Raw genomic sequence first — 20,002 nt, 5'->3', positions numbered from 1 at the left:
TTATATACAATGAGCTGAGGCCGCACTTAAGCTTGGGTATGAAAACACCTAATCAAGTGCATAAAAAAGACCAGCAGCAGAAGCTACTGGTCTAGTAAAAACCGTCAACCTATTTCAGGACGGGACATATTGACTATATATTTTAAATATATCTTAGAACTTCAGGTTCGCTTGAAGGTACCAGCGACGTCCTGCAAGGTCATAAGTATAAATATCAGTGTTAGAGTCATTATAGCTTACATAGTACTCTGGCTCTGTATCAAAGATATTATTAACACCAAGCTGCAGCTTAAGGTTATCCATTACGTTATAAGAAACCGACGCATCATGGTACCAAACAGCATCTAAGAATAGGTTGTCTGGGTTAGCATATGCATCAATAGTCTCAGCACGCTCTTCAGGAGTTAAATCGTTTAGAGACTCATCTTCTAGACTATGGATATAACGAACCTGGTAGTTAGCAGCCCAATCATCACCTGACACATTAAAGCCTAGGTTAGACTTCCACTCTGGTACAGAGCCGGCATTACTTGTAGCGAAGCCTACATAGTCAGTGTAGTTACCTGCACTGTCTGTAGTCGAGTTCTCATCAACCCAAGTTGTTTCCCAATCGATTCTCCAGTCAAGAGATGCAGCTTCAAATGCGTAAGCGATGTTTGTATCGATACCCGTAGTTTTTTCTACGTTCGCATTTTCTTTTAGACGTAGAATACCATCGACTTGACCATCAGCATCACGAATAAAGTCTTTACAGAATGGCTGATCAGAACCTACACCACCGCCTGTAGCGCTATAACATTGCTCAAGCTTGTATGTCGCTCCAATCGTACCAATTGCATCTGTAATTTCAATATCATAGTAATCAACAGTTAGTGATAGACCATCAATAAGCGCTGACGCATCATATACGAAACCAACTGTAAAGATATCTGCTTTTTCTGGCTGAAGATCAGAGTTACCACCTACAACAGCTCTAACCTGACCATCATCCTGTTCAGTGAAGCCTGTTCCTGCTAGATCCGCCGCACAGTTAGCTTTAATTGTTGCGTTGCTATTGTTTTGGTAATCATTACATACATCAGTAAAGCCATCATAGCTATCACTTGCACCCTGATTTAAGTCATTAATTGAAGGGGCGCGGAATGCTTGATTCGTATACTTACTTCGTACCATTAAGCCATCAAAGATCGACCATGTTGCACCAACATTCCAAGTATAGTCATCACCAAATGTAGAGTAATCGAAGTAACGAATAGCCGCACTCATATCTAGTCGCTCTACACCAGGTAGACCTTCAAGTAATGGGATAGCCAATTCGACATAAGCTTCGTCTACACTGAACTCACCAGCAGTAGGAAGTGTTGCGTTACCGCCACCGATACCATACTGAGATAGAACATCAGGATTATAGAAACCTTCCTCTGCACGGTGCTCAACACCCGCAGCAATACCGAATCCACCAGCAGGCATATCAAACAATTCACCCGCAATGTTCGCGCCATAGATTTCTTGAGTGTTAAAACCTGTATCAACTTCAGTATAAGTTACATAGTTAGATGCAGCAGCTAACTGCTCTTCACTCATCCAACCTGTACCAAACCAGTTTGCACATGGAACCTGATCGACACCATTGCCACCCATCACACAAGTGTCTTTATCTATAGTTTCTGCAAAACGTTCACGGTTAACTTGGTTTTCAGTATATGAACGGCCATCATTTCGACCATATTGGTAAAATACTTCCCAATCAAAAGCGCGGTCGCCGACTTCAAAGTCACCGTTAAATCCAAATACTGCACGATATGTATCAGTATTCTGTGAGAAAATGCGTGGGCCGATATCTGTCATACGACGTGTCGCAATGGTAACTTCTTGCGCATCGTTTTCATCCCAAACACCGTCACCGTTAACATCGTTAAAGTAACCTTGCTCGTTAAACCACCCATCTGGGTTTGTTGGGTTGTAGTAGTAATCAGCGGCAGCTGTACCTAAGCTATTAGGACGAGTTGGTGCCATTTGCTGGTTAGATGTACGCTTGGTGTACATTGCCTCAATAAATGTACCAACGTTATCAGACAACTCATAAGTACCATTAACATTTATTTGGAACTGCTTACGAGGTGTTTCTAGATAACTCAACTCAGAATAGTTATATGAATCTTCAAAGAAGCTATATGGCTTGTATGTTGCTTGGCCAGGCTGTACTGGACCTAAAGTCTGACCACCTGGTAAGAATTGCCCTAAGTTACCACGTCCACCAACTGTACCAGACGAACCACCACAGAACTTATCAAGCTTCCCGTCTCCATCTAGATCTAAGAACTCAAATATAGGACAGCTTGAGAAGTCACGGTCTGCCTGTCTTACTTCTTCTTTATCGGTATACCCCATATAAGCAGTAATATTACCCTTATCGAAGTTAGTACCCATAGTTAGTGAAAGAGTTGTTTCTTTTCCGTCACTTTCAAATGTTTGGCCTGTTTGTGCATTGAACTCTAAGCCTTCATAGTCATCTTTTAGAATGACGTTAACAACACCAGCAATTGCGTCAGAACCATAAACAGCTGATGCGCCGTCTTTTAACACTTCAATGCGTTTAATAAACCCAAGAGGAATATTGTTCAAATCGACACTTGAGTTAGCACCAATTCCTGAATTAACCATACGACGGCCATTAACAAGAACAAGAGTTCGAGCCGCACCTAGACCACGAATGTTAACTGTTGCTTTACCGCCACTACCATTATTTACGTTTGTACCTAGAGCAGCACCTGATGCAGCAGTCATTTGGCGTAATACATCATCAAGACGAGTAATACCCATTGCAGCAATTTGACCAGCATCAATTACTGATACAGGGCTCGCAGACTCCATATCAGTTCTTTTAATTCTTGAACCAGTTACTTCGATACGTTCAACAGTATCTTCTTCTGCCGCTAATGCCGCAGGAGCGGTAAAGGCAGCTGTCATTGCGCCACTAACTAGCGCGAAACGCACAGAGTTAGCTAGAAAGTTATTCTTATACATTGTAAATCTCCCTGGACTCTCTTTTATTTTTTTAGTTACGCAAGCATTTTTAACAAATAAATCACAACACTCGCGAAACGCACACAAATAAAAACACAATCGAAACATTTTTACAACACTTGAAACATTTTGCAGGGGCAAACTGTATATTTAGAAAGAGATTAAATACGAAACACTTATTTAGGTTATTAGAAGATAAAGAATTTAGGTTTTGATGCAGTCGCAGCTTAAGAAGGGGTAATTCGGAAGCAAGTGAGACACTTTACACACGCAAAGGAAAGGCGCACATAAAAGCCTGAAAATAAATAATAAAAATAATACCCAACTGTTTAAACAACTAGGGGGCTAACTAAAACCATGGTCAAAAACGCCAGTTAACTACTCAGAAAAACAACCCACCGCCCCCTCAAGTTCAAGTGACAACCTTTACTTTTAAGATTATTTTTTAACCAAACAAACGCCACCGATTGATACGAGAAGGGGTATTTGTAAAGCATTGGTTACGCAAAAAGAGCGCACCAACTGCTTATAAATTCAACAGCGTCAATTTTTTATCTGTTACAAACTGGTTCTAGCGTCACTATTTCCTCTCTAGCAGCAAACTATCCAGTTCTAAAAATAATCAGTCTTTCGCTTGAGACTTTATTTGTTAACTGGTAGTAAGAGGCTCACAGTACGCTAAAGCTATGTGTCCACCTCAGTATATTAATGGCTTGAGGGAGTCTTAGTTAGATTCAGCTTTGCTTTCGGCTTATATCTGATATCAAACAGCATTCATATTGGTTAATAAAAAAATATTTAGGCCAAAAAAAAGCGCCTTTAAAGGCGCTTTTTAGCACTATTAATTAAAAAAATTAAAGTGTGTAACGGATACCAATTGCGATACCGTCATCTTCAGAGATTTCCATCGCTGCTTGTTGAGCTTTGTCAGTGCTTGTGAAGTCACTGAAATCTTTACGACCTTCTAGGTAAAGTACTGTGTTTGAATCCCAAACATAGTGAACACCTGCTACAGCAAACTGACGCTTAAATACGTCACCATTGTATGCAGCTTCGTACTCATCACCCGCTTCTAGGATGTTATAAGAAACGAAAGTACGGATACCATTATCGAACTTGTATGAAGCTAGAGATTCTAGACCCCATGCATCTTGGATCATACGGTTTAGGTTATCAGTGTCGTGGAACTCTTGCTTGTTTACGTTAAATGCAGCGTAAACACCTTCACCGCCCCAGTTACCCCAGCTAGCGCCTAGACCGTAGATAGAGTCAGTTTCAGTTAGGCGCTTACCAGCAGAAGTTGTCGCTTCGAACTCACCTAGGTTGAAACCAGCTGTTACCACTAGATTTTCAGTTACGTTATAAGTAGCAGAACCACCGTAAGTATTATTATATTCAACGGTTGTCACAGCGTTTGAAGTATTAACACCAGCAACTTTAGCTGTTGATGGGAATAATGCATCTGAAGCCGTTTCAGTTTCATTAATATCAAAACTATCTTGCTTCAACTGTGCCTGAAGTGCGAAGCTGAAATCACCGAATGCATTACGGTATTGAACAGTCTTATCGCCACGGCCAGTACCGTTTACCGCACCGTCAGCTTTGTTATATGTGTAAGTACCTGAAGCGTTACCATCCCATACGAAACCGTAGTTAGTGTTGTAAACTACGTCGTACCATGCGCCCCACTGCTTACCAATAGTGATCGAACCGTAAGTATCGTGGGCAAGACCAACGTAGCCTAAGCGGTTGTTTAAGAAATCGCCGCTTTGAGATTCTAATGTGCTATCGCTGTTGTATACGATGTCTGTATTACCGAATGGGTTAACACCCCACTCTAGTTTTGTAAATGCTTTCCAGCCATCAGACATCTGGCGAGTAAAACCAAAGTTAATACGTGACGCACCATTAACCACTTCTGTAGCACCTTGAGTGTTGATGACACGAGCATCAACATAACCACCAATTTCTACTGCGTTTTTGTCATCTTTATAAACTTCAATTGCTGATGCTGTTGGTACAAATATCACTGCGGCCAAAGCCGATGCTACTAGAGTCTTTTTCATTTATTTGCCTAACCTTAATATTGTTCAGTCTGCTTCATTCAAATTGTCATCCTTTCCGTTGTTTTCTTTCTTTCCTGATAGAATTCGAGATTAGCAAAAGATTAGCAACCACTCAAAGACGAACATCACAATATTTGTTAGATTTTGCACTGAATTAACCGCAAAACACACTAGTTACGAGGTTTTGAACTATTTAATAACATAAAATTAGCAGCAAATTAATGACACAGCCTCTAAATTAACGACATTTGATTAGTGGTAACTTGCCTGAAAGTAGTTTTCAGTATTGAAAGTATCGGTTCAGCAATGGGCTCTAACTGCCTAGAAAGGTAGTAGTGATAATCCATTAATGCAGTTGTATGCTGAACAGGTTCTGCCCCGTTTAACGTCATCACATACTCTATTCTCGCCCCACGCTTGCCATACTGCGGATCGCCTGTTACATCACATAACTTTCGTGCCGCTTTTAAATGGGGAGCCGACTTAGCCGTATATTCATCGAGCTCTCGCCTTAACTGTTTTGTAAAAACCAGTTCTTTATCCAGATCACCGCGATTCAGCTTATCTACAATTTCTCTTAAATAAGACTCAATGTCTTGTTGCTGAAATAACCGCTCATACAGCTCGTATTGAATACGCCTAGCTAATGGTGACCAATCACTACGTACTTGCTCCATACCTTTAAAGATAAGCTCCGAGTGACCTAAACTATTTCGCTTGGTTCCCACATAACGTTTCTTAGAACCTTCGACCGAGCCTCGTAATGTGGGCATAAAAAATTGTTCAAAGTGGGTTTCGAACTCCAGCTCTAAAAAGCTCTCAAGTTCAAATTCGCTACTAAGTTTGTCAACCCATAGTTGATTCACCTTTTGTGCTAGCGCCTTACCAGTTTGTTGCACATTAGCCTGTTCAAAATCATCCCCTAGCCAAACAAAGGTTGAATCTGTATCGCCATAGATCACCTCATACCCTTCAGCTTCTATCCAACGCCTCGTTTGTTTCATTATTTCGTGGCCACGCATGGTAATCGAGCTCGCAAGCCTTGCATCATGAAAGACACAGCCTCTGGAGCCAAGAACGCCATATAGGGAGTTCATGATGATTTTTATCGCTTGAGACAAAGGTGCATTTTGATTTAGCTTGGCCTGCTCCCTTTGCTCAGACAGGTTTTTAATCAACATAGGTAAAATAGGCTTGTCACGACTAAACTCAGCCCCCAGAAAGCCAGGTACAGTTTTTCTAAGTTCTTGACCAGAGCTTAGGTCTTGGTTACTGCTTAAGCTAAGACCCTCAACCAAGCCCTTAGGATCAATCAAGAATGTGCGGATAATCGATGGGTAAAGACTTTTAAAATCTAACACCAAAATATGTCGATACAAGCCAGGCACTGAATCCATCACATAGCCACCAGGGCTTTCTATACCATCACTTATCGGTTTACTTGGTGCCACATAACCCGCTCTATGCAGATGAGGCAGATATAAGTTATTAAATGCAGCAACTGACGCCCCAACGCGTCCTAGTTCGAGGCCAGTCAACTTTGCTCGCTCTATCGCAAAGTCAAATAAGTGGGTCTTTTCAAAAATATCCCACACTAATCGGCAATCAGTGAGGTTATAATGCGCCAGTGCAGGTTTATCATTTAAAAATAGATCGTTGATTTCCCCCATACGGTTATCAACATTATGGATTGCCTTGCCTTCATCAAGTAATGCTTGTGAGACAAACTCTAGTGAGTAACGCTCGAACTGATAAAAAGCCGCTTTAAGCCAGTCTATGCCATCAAGCACCACCCTACCTGGTAGCGATAGCGTTTCAGGACGATACTTATCCTCGACTTTCCAACTCAATGGATGATTATCGCGACCAATATTAAGTGCAATACCATGGTATTTTGCGCGGCGATAGAGCAGTGCGAGATCGAAGGTCACTACCGACCAGCCGATAATGATGTCAGGGTCGTACTCTTGAAACCAAGCAATCAAACGCCGAATTAAAGCAGCTTCGTTATCAACCCACTCAATGTAATTCGACTCACACTCCTGCGACTCCCCGACCATAATGACCTTTTGATAAACACAAGCATCTGGTGTTTGGCCATATAAACCGACGGAGTACAGCTCGCCAGAGAAGCTGCACTCAAAATCTAAAGAGATGGCATTAAGCGTTATCGTCGACCTAGAGTGGCGGGCTCTGCTAGCGACAAATAACGGCTGAAACTGAGCCAGCGGCAAAGACTGTGATGAAAGAGAAGAGAAACTATTGGCTTCTGAACGCTCAACAAACTGACCATAAAACTCTACATCCAACGCAATAAAACGTTCTATTAGGAATCGATGTTCAGTTTTAATATCGGCTTCAAATAACTCAATATCGAGATCTTTTGCCGCTCTAATCAAGTTTCGTTGCTGACGACCATCTGCACAATAAAGTGCCTCAACGGGTGTGTGAGTAAAACTTTTAAGGCCGACAGTACTACGCCGTACGCCCATAATTTCTGGGCTCAAGAGTAATTTACTCGCATCACTTTCCGATACAAAGCACACATACTCTTGATTGGGAAGCTCTACTGTCACGGGCCCAGATTCAGTTTGAATAAAATACTGCAACACTAAATTGCCCTGCCTATGTAGAGCATGACGAGTTAGCACCCGCCCCTTGATAAGTTGTTGCTCACCCGAACCTGAATTCATCGTTTTCACTCAATTAAATACACTATTAATCACTAAACGCTTCTTAGGCTAAGTAATCACTGTTATTATGTACAGCACTATTTATTAGCTTAGTGCATTCATGTTATCCGCAGACGTTAAAACTCAAATTCGTACCATATATAAAGGCATCTCTAGCTCTTTGCCTAACTTTCGCCCTCGACGAGAGCAGAACTATATTGTTGCGGAGATCTCAAAAACGCTTGCGGGCGAATATGACAAAAATCGCCGTATTATCGTGGTTGAGGCCGGCACCGGGATCGGTAAGTCGTTAGCCTATATTCTAGGCTCTATTCCGCTCGCGCTCGCGAGTAAGAAAAAAGTCTGTATTGCAACCGCAACCGTTGCGCTACAAGAGCAGTTACTGCATAAAGACCTGCCGTTCTTTTTACAGCAATCCGGACTCGATTTTACCTTTGGCCTTGTGAAAGGTCGTCAACGCTATGTCTGTTTATCTAAACTAGAGATGCTGGTTGGCCCAGATAACAGCAGCCAAATGGCGATGTGGCAAACCAAGCCCGATCAGAGCCAGGTCGATATGCTTGAAGGCTTATTAAAAGATTATCAGTCTGGCCTTTGGAACGGTGAGCGTGACACATTGACCAAGCCACTTCCCGATCATCTTTGGCAACAGATAGCCTGTGACAAACACAGTTGCCACCGCCAACTGGCGAGCCATCGTAACTGCCCTTTTCATAAGGCCCGCGAAGATATCGACAATTGGGACGTACTAATCGCTAACCACAGTCTACTATTTGCCGACTTAGAACTAGGTGGTGGCGTCATCCTGCCCGATCCTGAAGAGCTATTTTATGTCATAGACGAGGCACACCACCTTCCTATCGTTGCTCGGGACTTCAGTAGTGCTCAGGCAACCGTACGCGGTGCAAATGACTGGCTTGAAAAACTCAGCAAGACCACCAGCAAGTTACAAAACCAGATTAAGAGCAACCATATTATTGCCCCAGCGCAAGCCATGCTCGATCATATTGGCGATATCACCGGGCTATTAAACCAAGTCGCCCAATTTTGTGATACTCAAGCTGCTAGGTTTGATAACCCAGAGAGTCGCTTTCGCTTTGAGCATGGAAAGCTGCCGCCTGCGCTATTAGTCCAAGCAGAGAACCTAGCCACCGCATCTAATGTCGCGCTAAAGCAGTTTAATAAGATGCTGAGCTTACTAAATGAGGCGATCAAAGACGGTGAAATTCCGAAGCATCAATCGGAGGCTCTGCTATCCGAAACAGGCTTTATGCTGCAGCGATTAGAAAATCTTCAAAAACTTTGGAAGATGATGGCTAAAGAGGATAGCCCAAAGGGTGCGCCCATGGCTCGTTGGATTGAGCAGCTAACCGGTAAACAATCCGACTACCTGTTTAACGCCTCGCCGATTGAAGTAGGCTTTATGCTAGAGAACCTACTATGGGACAAGGCTGCCGGCGTGGTGCTATGTAGTGCGACCTTAAGAGCGTTAAATAACTTTAACCATTTTACTCATCAGGTTGGATTGTCCATCAATGACGGTAGCCGCTACTTAGCCTTAGATTCACCGTTCGACTTTGAACAAAATGCGACCCTGTTCCTGCCTAAGATGGAGAGTGAGCCAACAGATGATAGATATACAGATGAGCTAGCAAAACACATCATCGCCCTTGTCGAAGATGAGATGGCAAGCTTAGTGCTGTTTGCATCATATTGGCAGATGGAAAAAGTCGCCGACTTAGTTGAAAGCAAAATCAAAACAGGTCTGCTCATTCAAGGAACAGCGCCGAGACAGGAACTCTTAAAGCAACATAAGGCCCGCTGTGATGAAGGCAAGCCAAGCATTATTTTTGGTACAGGTAGCTTCTCAGAGGGACTCGACTTACCTGGAGATTACCTGACCAATTTGATTATTACTAAGCTGCCATTTGCAGTGCCAACTTCCCCAGTGGAGCAAGCGCACTCAGAATACATCAAGATAAAAGGCGGAAACCCGTTTTTACAGCTTACAATCCCCGATGCCTCACGCAAACTGGTGCAAAGCTGTGGTAGATTATTACGTAAAGAACAAGATTACGGCCGGATTTCAATTCTAGACAGACGCTTAGTGACTAAACGCTATGGAAAATCACTGCTAGATGCTCTACCGCCGTTTCGCCGTGTGATTGAATAGGACACGCTTTGGATTTACTTCTCGACCCTAGTAGCTGGGCCATACTCGCATTAGTGGGTTTTATTGCTGGATTTATCGATGCAGTATCGGGCGGCGGCGGACTTTTATCGATTCCGGCATTACTCACTATGGGCGTTCCACCGCATTTAGCGCTAGGAACCAATAAGCTCGCAGCGAGCTTTGGCTCATCAATGGCCGCTTACACTTATTATAAGCAGCGATTATTTTCGCCCGCTTTGTGGTACCACACCTTTATTGCCACTTTTATCGGCGCAGTAATGGGCACCTTTATCGTTTATCTTATCGATAACAGCTGGTTAGAAAAATGGCTACCCATTATGATCATCGCCATTGCCCTTTATACTCTGTTTCAACCTAATGCCATGGGTGATAGCAATCACAAAATTCCCACTAAGGCCAAAAGCAAAGTTAAACAGTGGCTACAAGGGCTGCCCTTAGGTTTTTACGATGGCTTTGCTGGACCTGGGATCGGTGCCTTCTGGACAGTATCGAGCACTGGCTTACACAAGCTACCCTTACTTTATAGCTGTGGACTCGCCAGAGCCATGACCTTTACCAGCAACCTAACCTCCTTGACAATCTTCATCGCATTAGGAAAGGTGAACCTTGCCATAGGATTGTCTATGGGAGTGTGCATGATGGCAGGCTCCTATATCGGCGCCCATTCAGCAATTAAGTTTGGCCTGCCGTTTATACGCCCTATTTTCATTACCGTTATACTATTAATAGCGGCGCAGTTAGTTTGGAGTGCATGGTTATGACAACCGACGAACTGGTTCGAAAACTCAAGTTACAGCTCAAACAACTAGAGCAGGAAGTACTGCAACATGACTCTCGCTTACCGCCGGGTCAACGTAAGATGATGCAAGATGTCGAACGTTTCAACAACGAGTTATTTATTCAAGTTGGCGGGCAACTTCAGCCCTGTATCGACCAGCTAGCCAAGAGTATTGCCCAACTTGAGCAACTACTGAAGGCTAGACGCTCGCCTTACACCATCATCTCAAGCTGCGAGAAAATACAAGATAGGTTTAGTGCACTCAGGCGTGCCTTATCAACCACAGGCATCAACGTTAAGTCCATTGAACAGGAAAAGCGCAGCCGCCGAGCCTATGCCATTAAGCGAGGCATTAAGTCTCACAACGAAAGTGGTTTTAGCTGGATTGCTTCAAATGTAATGCAAAATAGCCATCAACTCTATGAAGAGCTTAATAAACATTTGAACTGGGCTAAGATTATTGAACAAAAAATTGAAAATTTGCAATCTTCTCTTGAAAACTGTCATAGTGCTGACAAAATCAAGTTGCAGAATGAGATCCTTACTCTGCACAGTCGTCTCGGTAAGTGTCGGCAAGCTACCAGCTATATTGAAGATCGCATCCAACTATTCGAGCGACCTTTTAAGAGTCAAAATCGTTAAGGAACAAAAATGAAACCACGTTTAACCATTACCGCACTTCTTGCTCTATGTGGTTCTTCAGCCGCTTTTGCCGCTGATTTCAACATCCCAATGGCTTTTGAATACATCGCAGTCGATGGCCAAGAGATTAAGACTAGTCTGTTTAACCACAAGTCTGAGATTGAACTAGATAAAGGTACTCACAAGATTGCCATCCGCTATAACGATCTTGTTGAAGACGACTTTAGCGACAGCCAAACCAATGTAAAGTCTAACGCCTTTATCGTGACAATCGATGTTGACGGTGATTTTAGCTATCATCTAAAGCCAGCCGACGGAGAGTTTGTCAAAAACCCTAAGAGCTTCGCCAAAGCACCACAAGTTGTTGTGACCCGCGAAGATAACGGTTTAGTTAACTACAAAGTGACTCAGACTAATATCACCGAAGAGTCGTTTGTTTCTCGCTTATTTAGTGGTAATGACGCAACTGACATCGATGCTGAGGCAGCAGCAGTTACAGGCTCCGCAGCAGCAGTAACGTCAGCACCAACAGCCCCTGTAAGCAAGCCTTCTCCAGCCGCAGCAGCTACTATGCCAGCAGTTGCTGCAGCTAACGCAACAGCACCAGCAACTTCAGCCGAAGATGCTGCAAAAGCCGAGCAGATGCTACAGTACTGGTGGTTACACGCCGATGAACAGACTCGTAAAGAGTTCATGAGCTGGGCAATCAAACAGCTTTAAAGTGTTGCTTTAAAACACTTTAAAAAACCATTTGATTCGACTCTAAATTGAGCACGCTCCCTTTGGTATATCACGCCAGCTACTCTCAGCTGGCGTTACCCTCCAACCATAGATTTCCGATAAGCAAGTACCACGCCTTATACAACTACCTTCTTAGTCAAGGTATTGCTACGCCATCTCAATTTATCTCTCCTACAAAAGCCGACTTTGAATATCTCGCAGCCTTGCACGATCAAAGCTATGTGAAAGGCTTTATTTCAGGTGAACTGGACAGCAAATTAATGCGCCGCATCGGATTTCCATGGAGTGAGCACTTAGTCGAACGAAGCCTATACTCGGTTGCAGGAACCGCGCTCACCTGTAAGCTAGCCATTAAACACGGCTGCGCTTTACATTTAAGTGGCGGCTACCACCATGCCCACCAGCACTTTGGCAGTGGCTACTGCATCTTTAACGATCTCGCCCTCGCCGCTGTACATAGCCTGCAAATTGACAATATTGAAACCGTGCTTATTTTCGACTGCGATGTCCACCAAGGTGACGGCACGGCGACCATGATGGCAACACAGGAGCAGATAATCACCAGCTCAATCCACTGCCAGCAGAACTTCCCGTCGCGAAAACAGATATCAGACTATGATATCGAGCTCTCTAGAGGCACAAGTGATAAGGATTATCTAGAAACGGTTAAGCAGACCCTTTCCTATCTTATTCGACTGCATAAACCGGATCTCATTATTTACGATGCTGGGGTCGATATTCATACAGACGATAACTTAGGCTACTTCGATGTATCAACAGATGGGATCCGTGAGCGCGACAATGAAGTCATCCGCCAAGCAAAAATGGCAAAAATACCCATTGCTTGTGTTATTGGAGGGGGCTACAGTAAAGACATGGCAAAACTCAGTCTGCTTCATAGCCAACTTTTTAGTGCCGCTAATAATATCTGGCAATCGACGGGTTCAAGCTCGTAGGCACGCACTATATTGTAAGCAGCCCATAGCACCAAACAAGGAGCGTTATATGCAACTAGAAATTAGAAACTACTATGAAGTACTACTACTCGAGCAGCTTTCTGATGAGGGTCTGCTGGATGAACTACCAGAGGACTACTTAGCCGATCTATGTTGTGTCACGCTAAACCAGCTCCCGGTCCGATACATCCGCCATTTAGTCGATACTTACTTCTTTGAAGACTATAACGAACTACAACAAATGAAAGCGGAAATTCAACAGGCACTAGAGAGGTCGCGCGCCTTTCTAAAAAGCGCCAATAAGCAATAGATTAGATGACATTTAGCTGTTAAATTAGATCTCGATTTTCGGGCTAAGTGTTGCCTCACTGAAAAGGTCACCCAGTCACCTCCTGAGTGCCCCTGCCCACCCATCTATTGTCCACCCACCTATAGCCAGTTATAAAACACTAACTAACCTCACACCTTTTTAAGTGGGCGTATCTATTCTTTATATTGGCAACATTAAATTATTGCTAACAGCCTTATTTATAAGCGTTATATATAGTTATTATAAGTAAAGCATAATGCTCACTAATTATATGTAACGATAAGCGTTAAACTGGTTTCTATCTTTCCAACGCCAGCATTTTCTGTATGTAAATTAGCATTAAAGCTCAAGCGGTTTGGATCATTACTCGGCTGTGCATTAAAACTATAATCTGCAGTTAAATCTACTGCACCACCGGCAAGATCGGTAAAAGTAATATAAGCACCATCTGCGCAATCACTGTCGCTACAATTAACAATGCCTGTGCCTGTTCCATTCATATTATTCGATGCAAATGACAGTGAAGCACTGGCTTTAAAATCAACGAGATCTTGACCATCACAGCCCGTTAACGTTATATCGAATGGCTTACTAAAAACTTCAGCACTTTTTACACGCTCACCAAAATCTATAATTTGATTATGCCCTGCCATAAAGCAATTAGCAGCCTCAAAAGTGCCATCAATAAAACTTAGCCTCCACTGCGAAGACGAGCCGCCTTTATCTAATTTATCAATACCATCAGCATATAAAGCAAACATTGGGAGCGTATAGGTCCCAGGAGGAATAGTACCTATTCGCACTATCTCTGCAAAAACGCCATCATAACTAGCCTGAGTAATACCTCCATTTTTAATTTTAAAAAATCTAGTTGAAGTTTCGTTTTGGGCCGCACCACAACGCACAGTATTACCTGATTGATCAAAAAACCTCATCCCCATGCCAGAGTTCCTTATATGAGGAAGTAAGCACACGGTAGGGTCACCCTCCCAAGGCCAAGCCGAGATAAGACTATGACTCAATGCCCACAGCCCTGAATTTCTGTATTCAGGATAGTCATCATCGGGGTTACAAAAAAAATCCCATTGACCGCCTGCCGGAGCAAGCCGTGAAAGTACTTCGCCTACAGGGGTATTAATTGCAATTTGTTTATTAAGCAGCGTGCCAACCAAATGAAACTGACCATTAGGGCTATTAGAAGCACAACGAAGATAACTTTGCCAATCAGGGTTCGAGGGGATATTTGCGTATGCCATAGAATTTACTCCAACCAGTAACTTGACTGTTACTAGTACTAAAAATATCCACTTTAGCTTGAAGCAATTAAGTTTATTTATGTGTACTTTGAATGAGCCCATACAGTTATGTCCTTTGACTATTAGGTCAGTTCCCGTATTGAATCATCTCAATTTCCCTCCTACCAGCTAGGCACGCTTAAACATTATTAAATCCTATTAAGGATACTAATTGCACGCAATAAACTACTGATTAACCTCAATTTTACAGTTTGTTTTTGATGAAGCCTGTTTTCCCATTACAAATAAGCTAAGCCATTCTTGTCCCTCAGCCGCTAACGACTTTCTGATTTCACGTTTACCAAGGGAGCTTTGCTGAGCTTCAGGTACGACTATTCGCGCATACCAAATGCCATGACGATGTTGAAACAAATATGGGGGAGTGTTAGATAAACTATTTCTCATCGAGTGTACCACCAAGTGTATCACCTGAGGTCTTTCTGAGATAAGCCTTTGATTAGAATTGAGCTTGGAAATTATCCTAGAGCCGCACATTGACTATATAAGCCACATGAGTCGCTTGCTGCGGTTGTTCCCTTATAAACCAAGACGTTATATTTTCTGATGAGGTGGTACACAGGAATTGTACAACTAGACCGATTTATATGAAAAGCGCGATAGAAAACTGAAAAGGCCAGTTAAACTTCTATATAAAATAATATTAAAATCAAAGAGTTAATTTTTAGACTTTACAAATAGAGGGGAGTTTTGGAGGCTCCCCTAGAGCCGCACCCCGGCACATGAGTCACTTGCTGCGGTTGCTCCCTTCCAGGCCTGGCCGAGTTCACAAGTTATCATTGCGGGGGGGTGCGAGGTAAGCACCCATTAACTAGTTCAGAAATTACCCAAGTAGGGTTAAGTCGTTAATGTCGCACTATATGTACCACTCATTCAGACCACCGACAAGTAAATTTGTCTTCTAATAATCCAAAGGGTTTCCCTAATACAGCCACTTGATAAGCATTTAAATATTAAACATCAATCCCAACTAGTTAAATCGATTATTAAACGAGCTAGAAACAAACTTCTAACTCGAGTGAATTAAACTACAATGTGGCCTTATATCGAATTATGGTAAGCCAATTCTGGAAAGATAACTTGAAAATCTATGTGACAAATGTTCACGATATAATTCAGCGATTTGACAAACAAACTTCTCTGATTTTTGCTGCTTAAGCTGAACAACATTAACAGAAAAATAATGTTTAAAGTCGACAACTGAAGGCACGATTGCCACATCGTCAGGGAAGTTAAGGTAATGATATCTAGGTGTTTCGTTTTGAACCAGATTTTTACCGGGAGTTTTTGAACGACTGATTGAAGCCATAGTCATTTGCAACTCACTTAGATGCTGACCGTTATATAGTTGTTCTAAATTATATAAAGGCGCAACTAGAACAGAGAACAACCATTTATCATGGTTTTTTTTGGGAGGGTCTGACCAACGAAATGTAAAGTCTTGTGCTAAGTCACAATCTTGAGTAAGCACAACCACATAGGGAAATACTACTTTAGATACTTCTACGTTTCCATTTTCCTCCGTAATATGCTCAATAAACTCGACGTTTTTATATATATCGCCTTGCGTTATTCTAGGTTCATTTTCATGTTTAACTTGGATCATTGATTAGCCTAGCCTTAATTATTATCCTCTGAGGTTTCGATAACCCATAAGATTGTAATGATTTATCATCTATAGGCCTTTTCAATAGCTCTTTGGTGCTAGAGTTCTTTCCGCCCACTTTAGCCGTCTCTGAAGTCGACAAATACTCGCTATCAATATAATCAGCCAAAAAACTACCTCATTAAATCTCTGGTTTTTTCTGTAATACTTTTTTCGAAAAGCTCTTGGATTTTAAAATGACACTTATTGATACATTCAACAATTTCTCTTTCGTCATAAGCTCCTGTAAAGTATGAGTCCAAGTCTAAAATGAATTGCTTTTGCTTTATTACTGCTGGGTAATCAGGATTTGGCAAGCCAAATTGATACTTGAGAGACTGACCATCAAAGTTGTATTCTAATACGTGGAATACTCTTGATATATTTTCCGCTGCGTGAAAACTAACTATCCCAAGAATGTCTTCGTGAATATATTCTCCCCACGTCAACGGTGACGGCTCATTGAGCTCAAGAGAATTAATATATCTAACCCCAATCCTTGATGCGAATAGGTCTTTATTTTCATTGAACAAAGCTCCAAGAACCTTCTGAAACTCCTCAAAAGCATTAGCGTAAGTCGTATACCTTTTTATCGCCATAGTTATAGACTGGCTTTCCAAACTAATTGACTTCTCCCTCTCACGACCATGATAAACCCACTTTTTAATCTCCTGTGAACTAGTTGTAACAGAAGATCCTGAAATCTGAAGCTCCTGAGCTTGCAAAACCTGAGGCTCAGATATTGGAAAATTCTCAAATATAGCCCTCAGTACAGCAGGAGATACCGCCTCACTAATGTTTGTAAGGGGTGTAGGGAAGTCAACACGAAATATAACTTCTTTTAAAAAAGGATTTGTATAGCAAATACTATCAGACATAAACTTCTCAACCTGTTGGAAACTAATCTAATTATAACTTAACAACAAACTTAGATGTAGGCTTTTCGATTACTAGAACTCTAGATTTCTTCATCTTTATGTAGCCCCTTCAAGCCTGATCGCAAAGACAAATCTTCAACTCAACCTGCTCTTAAGCTGCCGAACGAGCGAAGCTCAGTCATTGGCATCTTTCGGCTCAACAAGCCGTCTTTTCAAGGCTCTTTACGGATTAAATAGCAATCAATAATCCACCAGCGTAATTTGTTAACACTCTATTACTCTGCAATCGCCTTTTCAACTACTTCACATATATATAAGGGTATCCGTTTATAGTCTTTTATCCGTTTAATAATTATTGTTAAGGGTACCTCCTATAGTGCATTGCGTTTATCCTAAATCCTCAATAGACCAGCCCTGTTAGTTACCAACATATTTAAGACACCAATTAAATCAAAGACAGACACTCCCACTATCACATGCACAAGGAGTTTACGGCAAAGGGGGAATAGGGTAGAAAAACCACCTCCATCTCGAAGATTGGTTAGCCTGATTCAAATCTATCGCTTCATAATAATCACTCCATCACCTCACAATTGGATAGCTCATAAGTTTGAAGTTATGTACCTAGCAGAAAGCTCTTAATATTTTAGCTCATAAGTCTTGATTTTAATTATGAGCCACCCTACATTACGAACCTCCAACTAATGAACCACCAGCATAGAGATAGATTTCAATGGCGATGTATGCGTATTTAAGAGTTTCAACTGTCGGACAAGATGTTGCTGCTCAGTACCATGAAGTGACACATAAATATCCTGAACTTACTTCTACCCCGAGCAAAATAAAGCAAGAAACGATAAGTGGTACAGTGCCAGCTCTAGAACGCCCAGTATTAGGTGCCTTGGTTGAACATGTTCTAGAACGAGATGACACACTTGTAGTATGGAAGTTGGATAGATTAGGCCGGAACACTGCCGATATTCTTAATTTACTTGAAAGGCTGGAACAGATGGGGGTAAAAGTTCGCTGTATGAATGTTGCTGAAGGTATGGATCTTTCATCACCAACAGGCGTATTTATGTTAACGATGCTCGCAGCTGTTGCAGAGATGGAACGCTCTACTATTGCAGAACGCATGGCTGCAGGTAGAGCTGCTGCTAAGGCTGAGGGTAAATCTTTAGGGCGTAAATTCTCATTTGACCACAGTGAGGTTGCCAAGTGGCGAGTAGAGAACAGTGCTAGTATTGCCGAAACAGCCAAGCACTTTAATACCAGCGTTGCCACGGTTAAGAGGGCTTGTAAGTAGCAACAACTCATATCGATAGGTTTAACATACACATTAGCATAGTAATATACCCTCCTCTTCAGCAGATCTAATAGTACTAATTTGCATGAGGGTATCTTGGTGGAACGAATTTGACCTGATACTATGCCCTTCGCTGGTTGAAATAGATTACCAGCAACAATAGATGAAACTCATAAAACGTATAAGAGTATGGCCTTTTTAGGCTGTGTTCCTATGCGTTTTTTTTCGTTTATGACCTTTGCAATCATGACTTAGGTCGCTCTTTAACAAAATAAAATAGGTGTATTTCCTATACCTGTAAGTTTTTGAAGCTCTGGCTACATAGGTGTTATTAGAGGAGTAAAAAGAAAAGCTATATACGTCATTTATTTACTATTTATTTTAGTAGTGCCTGAAAGTTTAGGCGTCTGATTACATAGGTATTAAGTATCTGAATAATAGGAGATTAGAACCAATGACAATTTTTTTAACTGATAAGCAGCTAAAAGCCCAAAAAGGAGCAAATACAAATATATTTTACCGTGGTAATCCTTGTAGGGCTTGTCTTAAACACAACCCAACAATCACCTTCTCAGTTAGGTATATGCGCAACCGTAGATGCTGTGATTGTAAATCGCTAAGAAATGCCCGCTACTACCAACGCATCAAAAGTGAAGCAGCTATAGCTTCAGCCAATGCTTAACTACCACATCTATTCAATGGTAGGAGGTCTCGTTTAAGTCCCCCCTTAGTAAAGGAGTTTTAACATCAATGAGTATCAGAGTTTTTATACCAGAAGAACTAAGAGGCGCTGTTGAGCGCTTACAAGTTCAGTACAAAGAATCCGCAACACAAATAGTTTGTCGATTACTAAGCCCCTATTCGGCCATTACAGCTAAGGAAAATACAACCAATGACAATAGAAACATGTCCAACAGTATTCAACCCAGAAGAAATGCTTTATTCAAGCTGGACACCATTAGCGTTAGCCAACAAGAAGTATTGTGAACCAAGTGCTTTCATGCTTTGGTTTCTAATGAATCAGGAGTTCAATAACTTCTTAATGAACAAAAAGCTAAACCCAAGACGTAATCTACTTTGTTACTACCGTTCACAGAAACACTTCGCAGATAAAATTGGCTGCAATGAAAGAACAATTCGTAGGTATATGGAACAACTCCGTCAAAGCGGATTACTGAGGGATCCCCTCATAATTTCCCCAAAGCACAACCATGTTTGAATAGATTTTGAGCAAGCAGGGTTGCAGCCGCGAGCAAGTCTTCCCTCGTTATTGTGTAGCCAGAATGCCGCAAAACTTCCATCCCTAAGCGCACTGTTGAGAGTACATTTCGATTTTTGACAGTGTTAGCTTGGAAGTGCTTATCCCAACCTTGTTTCTGACCATGAACTCCAGCAAGCCAAAATGTCAGTTGAAGCATTAGGGCGATTAGCAGCATGATATCAAAGCGCTCTG

The 20,002-nt window shown here is 42.0% G+C and carries 14 protein-coding genes, 1 other RNA gene and 1 pseudogene; 8 read left to right on the top strand and 8 right to left on the bottom strand.

Annotation, left to right across the window (positions count from 1 at the left end):
- Positions 1-153: 153 nt before the first annotated feature.
- The 3 genes from K5Q92_RS21435 to K5Q92_RS21425 form a co-directional block, all read right to left on the bottom strand.
- Entirely contained in the window at positions 154-3,027 is a 2,874-nt protein-coding gene (locus K5Q92_RS21435) for a TonB-dependent receptor domain-containing protein (RefSeq protein ID WP_220770902.1), read from the bottom strand.
- 854 nt (positions 3,028-3,881) lie between these two features.
- Entirely contained in the window at positions 3,882-5,093 is a 1,212-nt protein-coding gene (locus tag K5Q92_RS21430) for a porin (RefSeq protein WP_220770901.1), read from the bottom strand.
- 233 nt (positions 5,094-5,326) lie between these two features.
- Complete coding sequence (locus K5Q92_RS21425; protein WP_220770900.1) at positions 5,327-7,786, bottom strand: DNA polymerase II; 2,460 nt, start codon at positions 7,784-7,786, stop codon at positions 5,327-5,329.
- A 100-nt stretch (positions 7,787-7,886) separates the two neighbouring features.
- On the opposite strand from K5Q92_RS21425, the gene dinG reads away from it, so the two are divergent.
- The 6 genes from dinG to K5Q92_RS21395 are packed head-to-tail and all read left to right on the top strand — an operon-like array spanning position 7,887 to position 13,407.
- Complete coding sequence (gene dinG / locus K5Q92_RS21420; protein ID WP_220770899.1) at positions 7,887-9,959, top strand: ATP-dependent DNA helicase DinG; 2,073 nt, start codon at positions 7,887-7,889, stop codon at positions 9,957-9,959.
- Between the two features lie 8 nt (positions 9,960-9,967).
- On the top strand, positions 9,968-10,741 hold the full coding sequence (locus tag K5Q92_RS21415; protein WP_220770898.1) for a TSUP family transporter: 774 nt from the start codon (positions 9,968-9,970) through the stop codon (positions 10,739-10,741).
- Positions 10,738-11,400, top strand: coding sequence for a primosomal replication protein (locus K5Q92_RS21410; protein ID WP_220770897.1), 663 nt, complete (start codon positions 10,738-10,740; stop codon positions 11,398-11,400). Before K5Q92_RS21415 ends, K5Q92_RS21410 begins: the two co-directional genes overlap by 4 nt.
- A gap of 9 nt (positions 11,401-11,409) precedes the next feature.
- Positions 11,410-12,120 (top strand): DUF2057 domain-containing protein, encoded by a 711-nt coding sequence (locus K5Q92_RS21405; protein WP_220770896.1) that lies wholly within the window; start codon positions 11,410-11,412, stop codon positions 12,118-12,120.
- A 47-nt stretch (positions 12,121-12,167) separates the two neighbouring features.
- The gene (locus K5Q92_RS21400) at positions 12,168-13,097 is read left to right on the top strand and encodes a histone deacetylase (RefSeq protein WP_220770895.1); all 930 of its coding nucleotides are present in this window, start codon (positions 12,168-12,170) and stop codon (positions 13,095-13,097) included.
- A 49-nt stretch (positions 13,098-13,146) separates the two neighbouring features.
- Entirely contained in the window at positions 13,147-13,407 is a 261-nt protein-coding gene (locus tag K5Q92_RS21395) for a late competence development ComFB family protein (protein WP_220770894.1), read from the top strand.
- Positions 13,408-13,670: 263 nt separating this feature from the next.
- On the opposite strand, the gene K5Q92_RS21390 is transcribed toward K5Q92_RS21395, so the two are convergent.
- From K5Q92_RS21390 to K5Q92_RS21375, 4 genes are all read right to left on the bottom strand, one after another.
- Positions 13,671-14,663: a fimbrial protein gene (locus tag K5Q92_RS21390; protein ID WP_220770893.1), complete on the bottom strand. Its 993-nt coding sequence runs from the start codon at positions 14,661-14,663 to the stop codon at positions 13,671-13,673.
- A 756-nt stretch (positions 14,664-15,419) separates the two neighbouring features.
- Positions 15,420-15,516, bottom strand: an RNA gene (gene ffs / locus K5Q92_RS21385) — signal recognition particle sRNA small type.
- A 255-nt stretch (positions 15,517-15,771) separates the two neighbouring features.
- Positions 15,772-16,326, bottom strand: a complete 555-nt coding sequence (locus tag K5Q92_RS21380) for a hypothetical protein (RefSeq protein ID WP_220770892.1) — start codon at positions 16,324-16,326, stop codon at positions 15,772-15,774.
- 173 nt (positions 16,327-16,499) lie between these two features.
- On the bottom strand, positions 16,500-17,243 hold the full coding sequence (locus tag K5Q92_RS21375) for a TIGR04255 family protein (RefSeq protein ID WP_220770891.1): 744 nt from the start codon (positions 17,241-17,243) through the stop codon (positions 16,500-16,502).
- Between the two features lie 733 nt (positions 17,244-17,976).
- Here K5Q92_RS21375 and K5Q92_RS21370 point away from each other — a divergent pair.
- Entirely contained in the window at positions 17,977-18,549 is a 573-nt protein-coding gene (locus K5Q92_RS21370; protein ID WP_220770890.1) for a recombinase family protein, read from the top strand.
- 750 nt (positions 18,550-19,299) lie between these two features.
- Entirely contained in the window at positions 19,300-19,536 is a 237-nt protein-coding gene (locus K5Q92_RS21365) for a hypothetical protein (protein WP_220770889.1), read from the top strand.
- Positions 19,537-19,736: 200 nt separating this feature from the next.
- On the opposite strand, the pseudogene K5Q92_RS21360 reads toward K5Q92_RS21365, so the two are convergent.
- Positions 19,737-20,002: pseudogene (locus K5Q92_RS21360) on the bottom strand (IS4 family transposase); the annotation flags it as partial.

This window comes from Shewanella sp. MBTL60-007 (assembly GCF_019654915.1).
In the GTDB taxonomy this organism is placed as follows: domain Bacteria; phylum Pseudomonadota; class Gammaproteobacteria; order Enterobacterales; family Shewanellaceae; genus Shewanella.
Note: the sequence above shows the minus strand (reverse complement) of the source record. Positions and strands in the feature narration are given on the sequence as shown.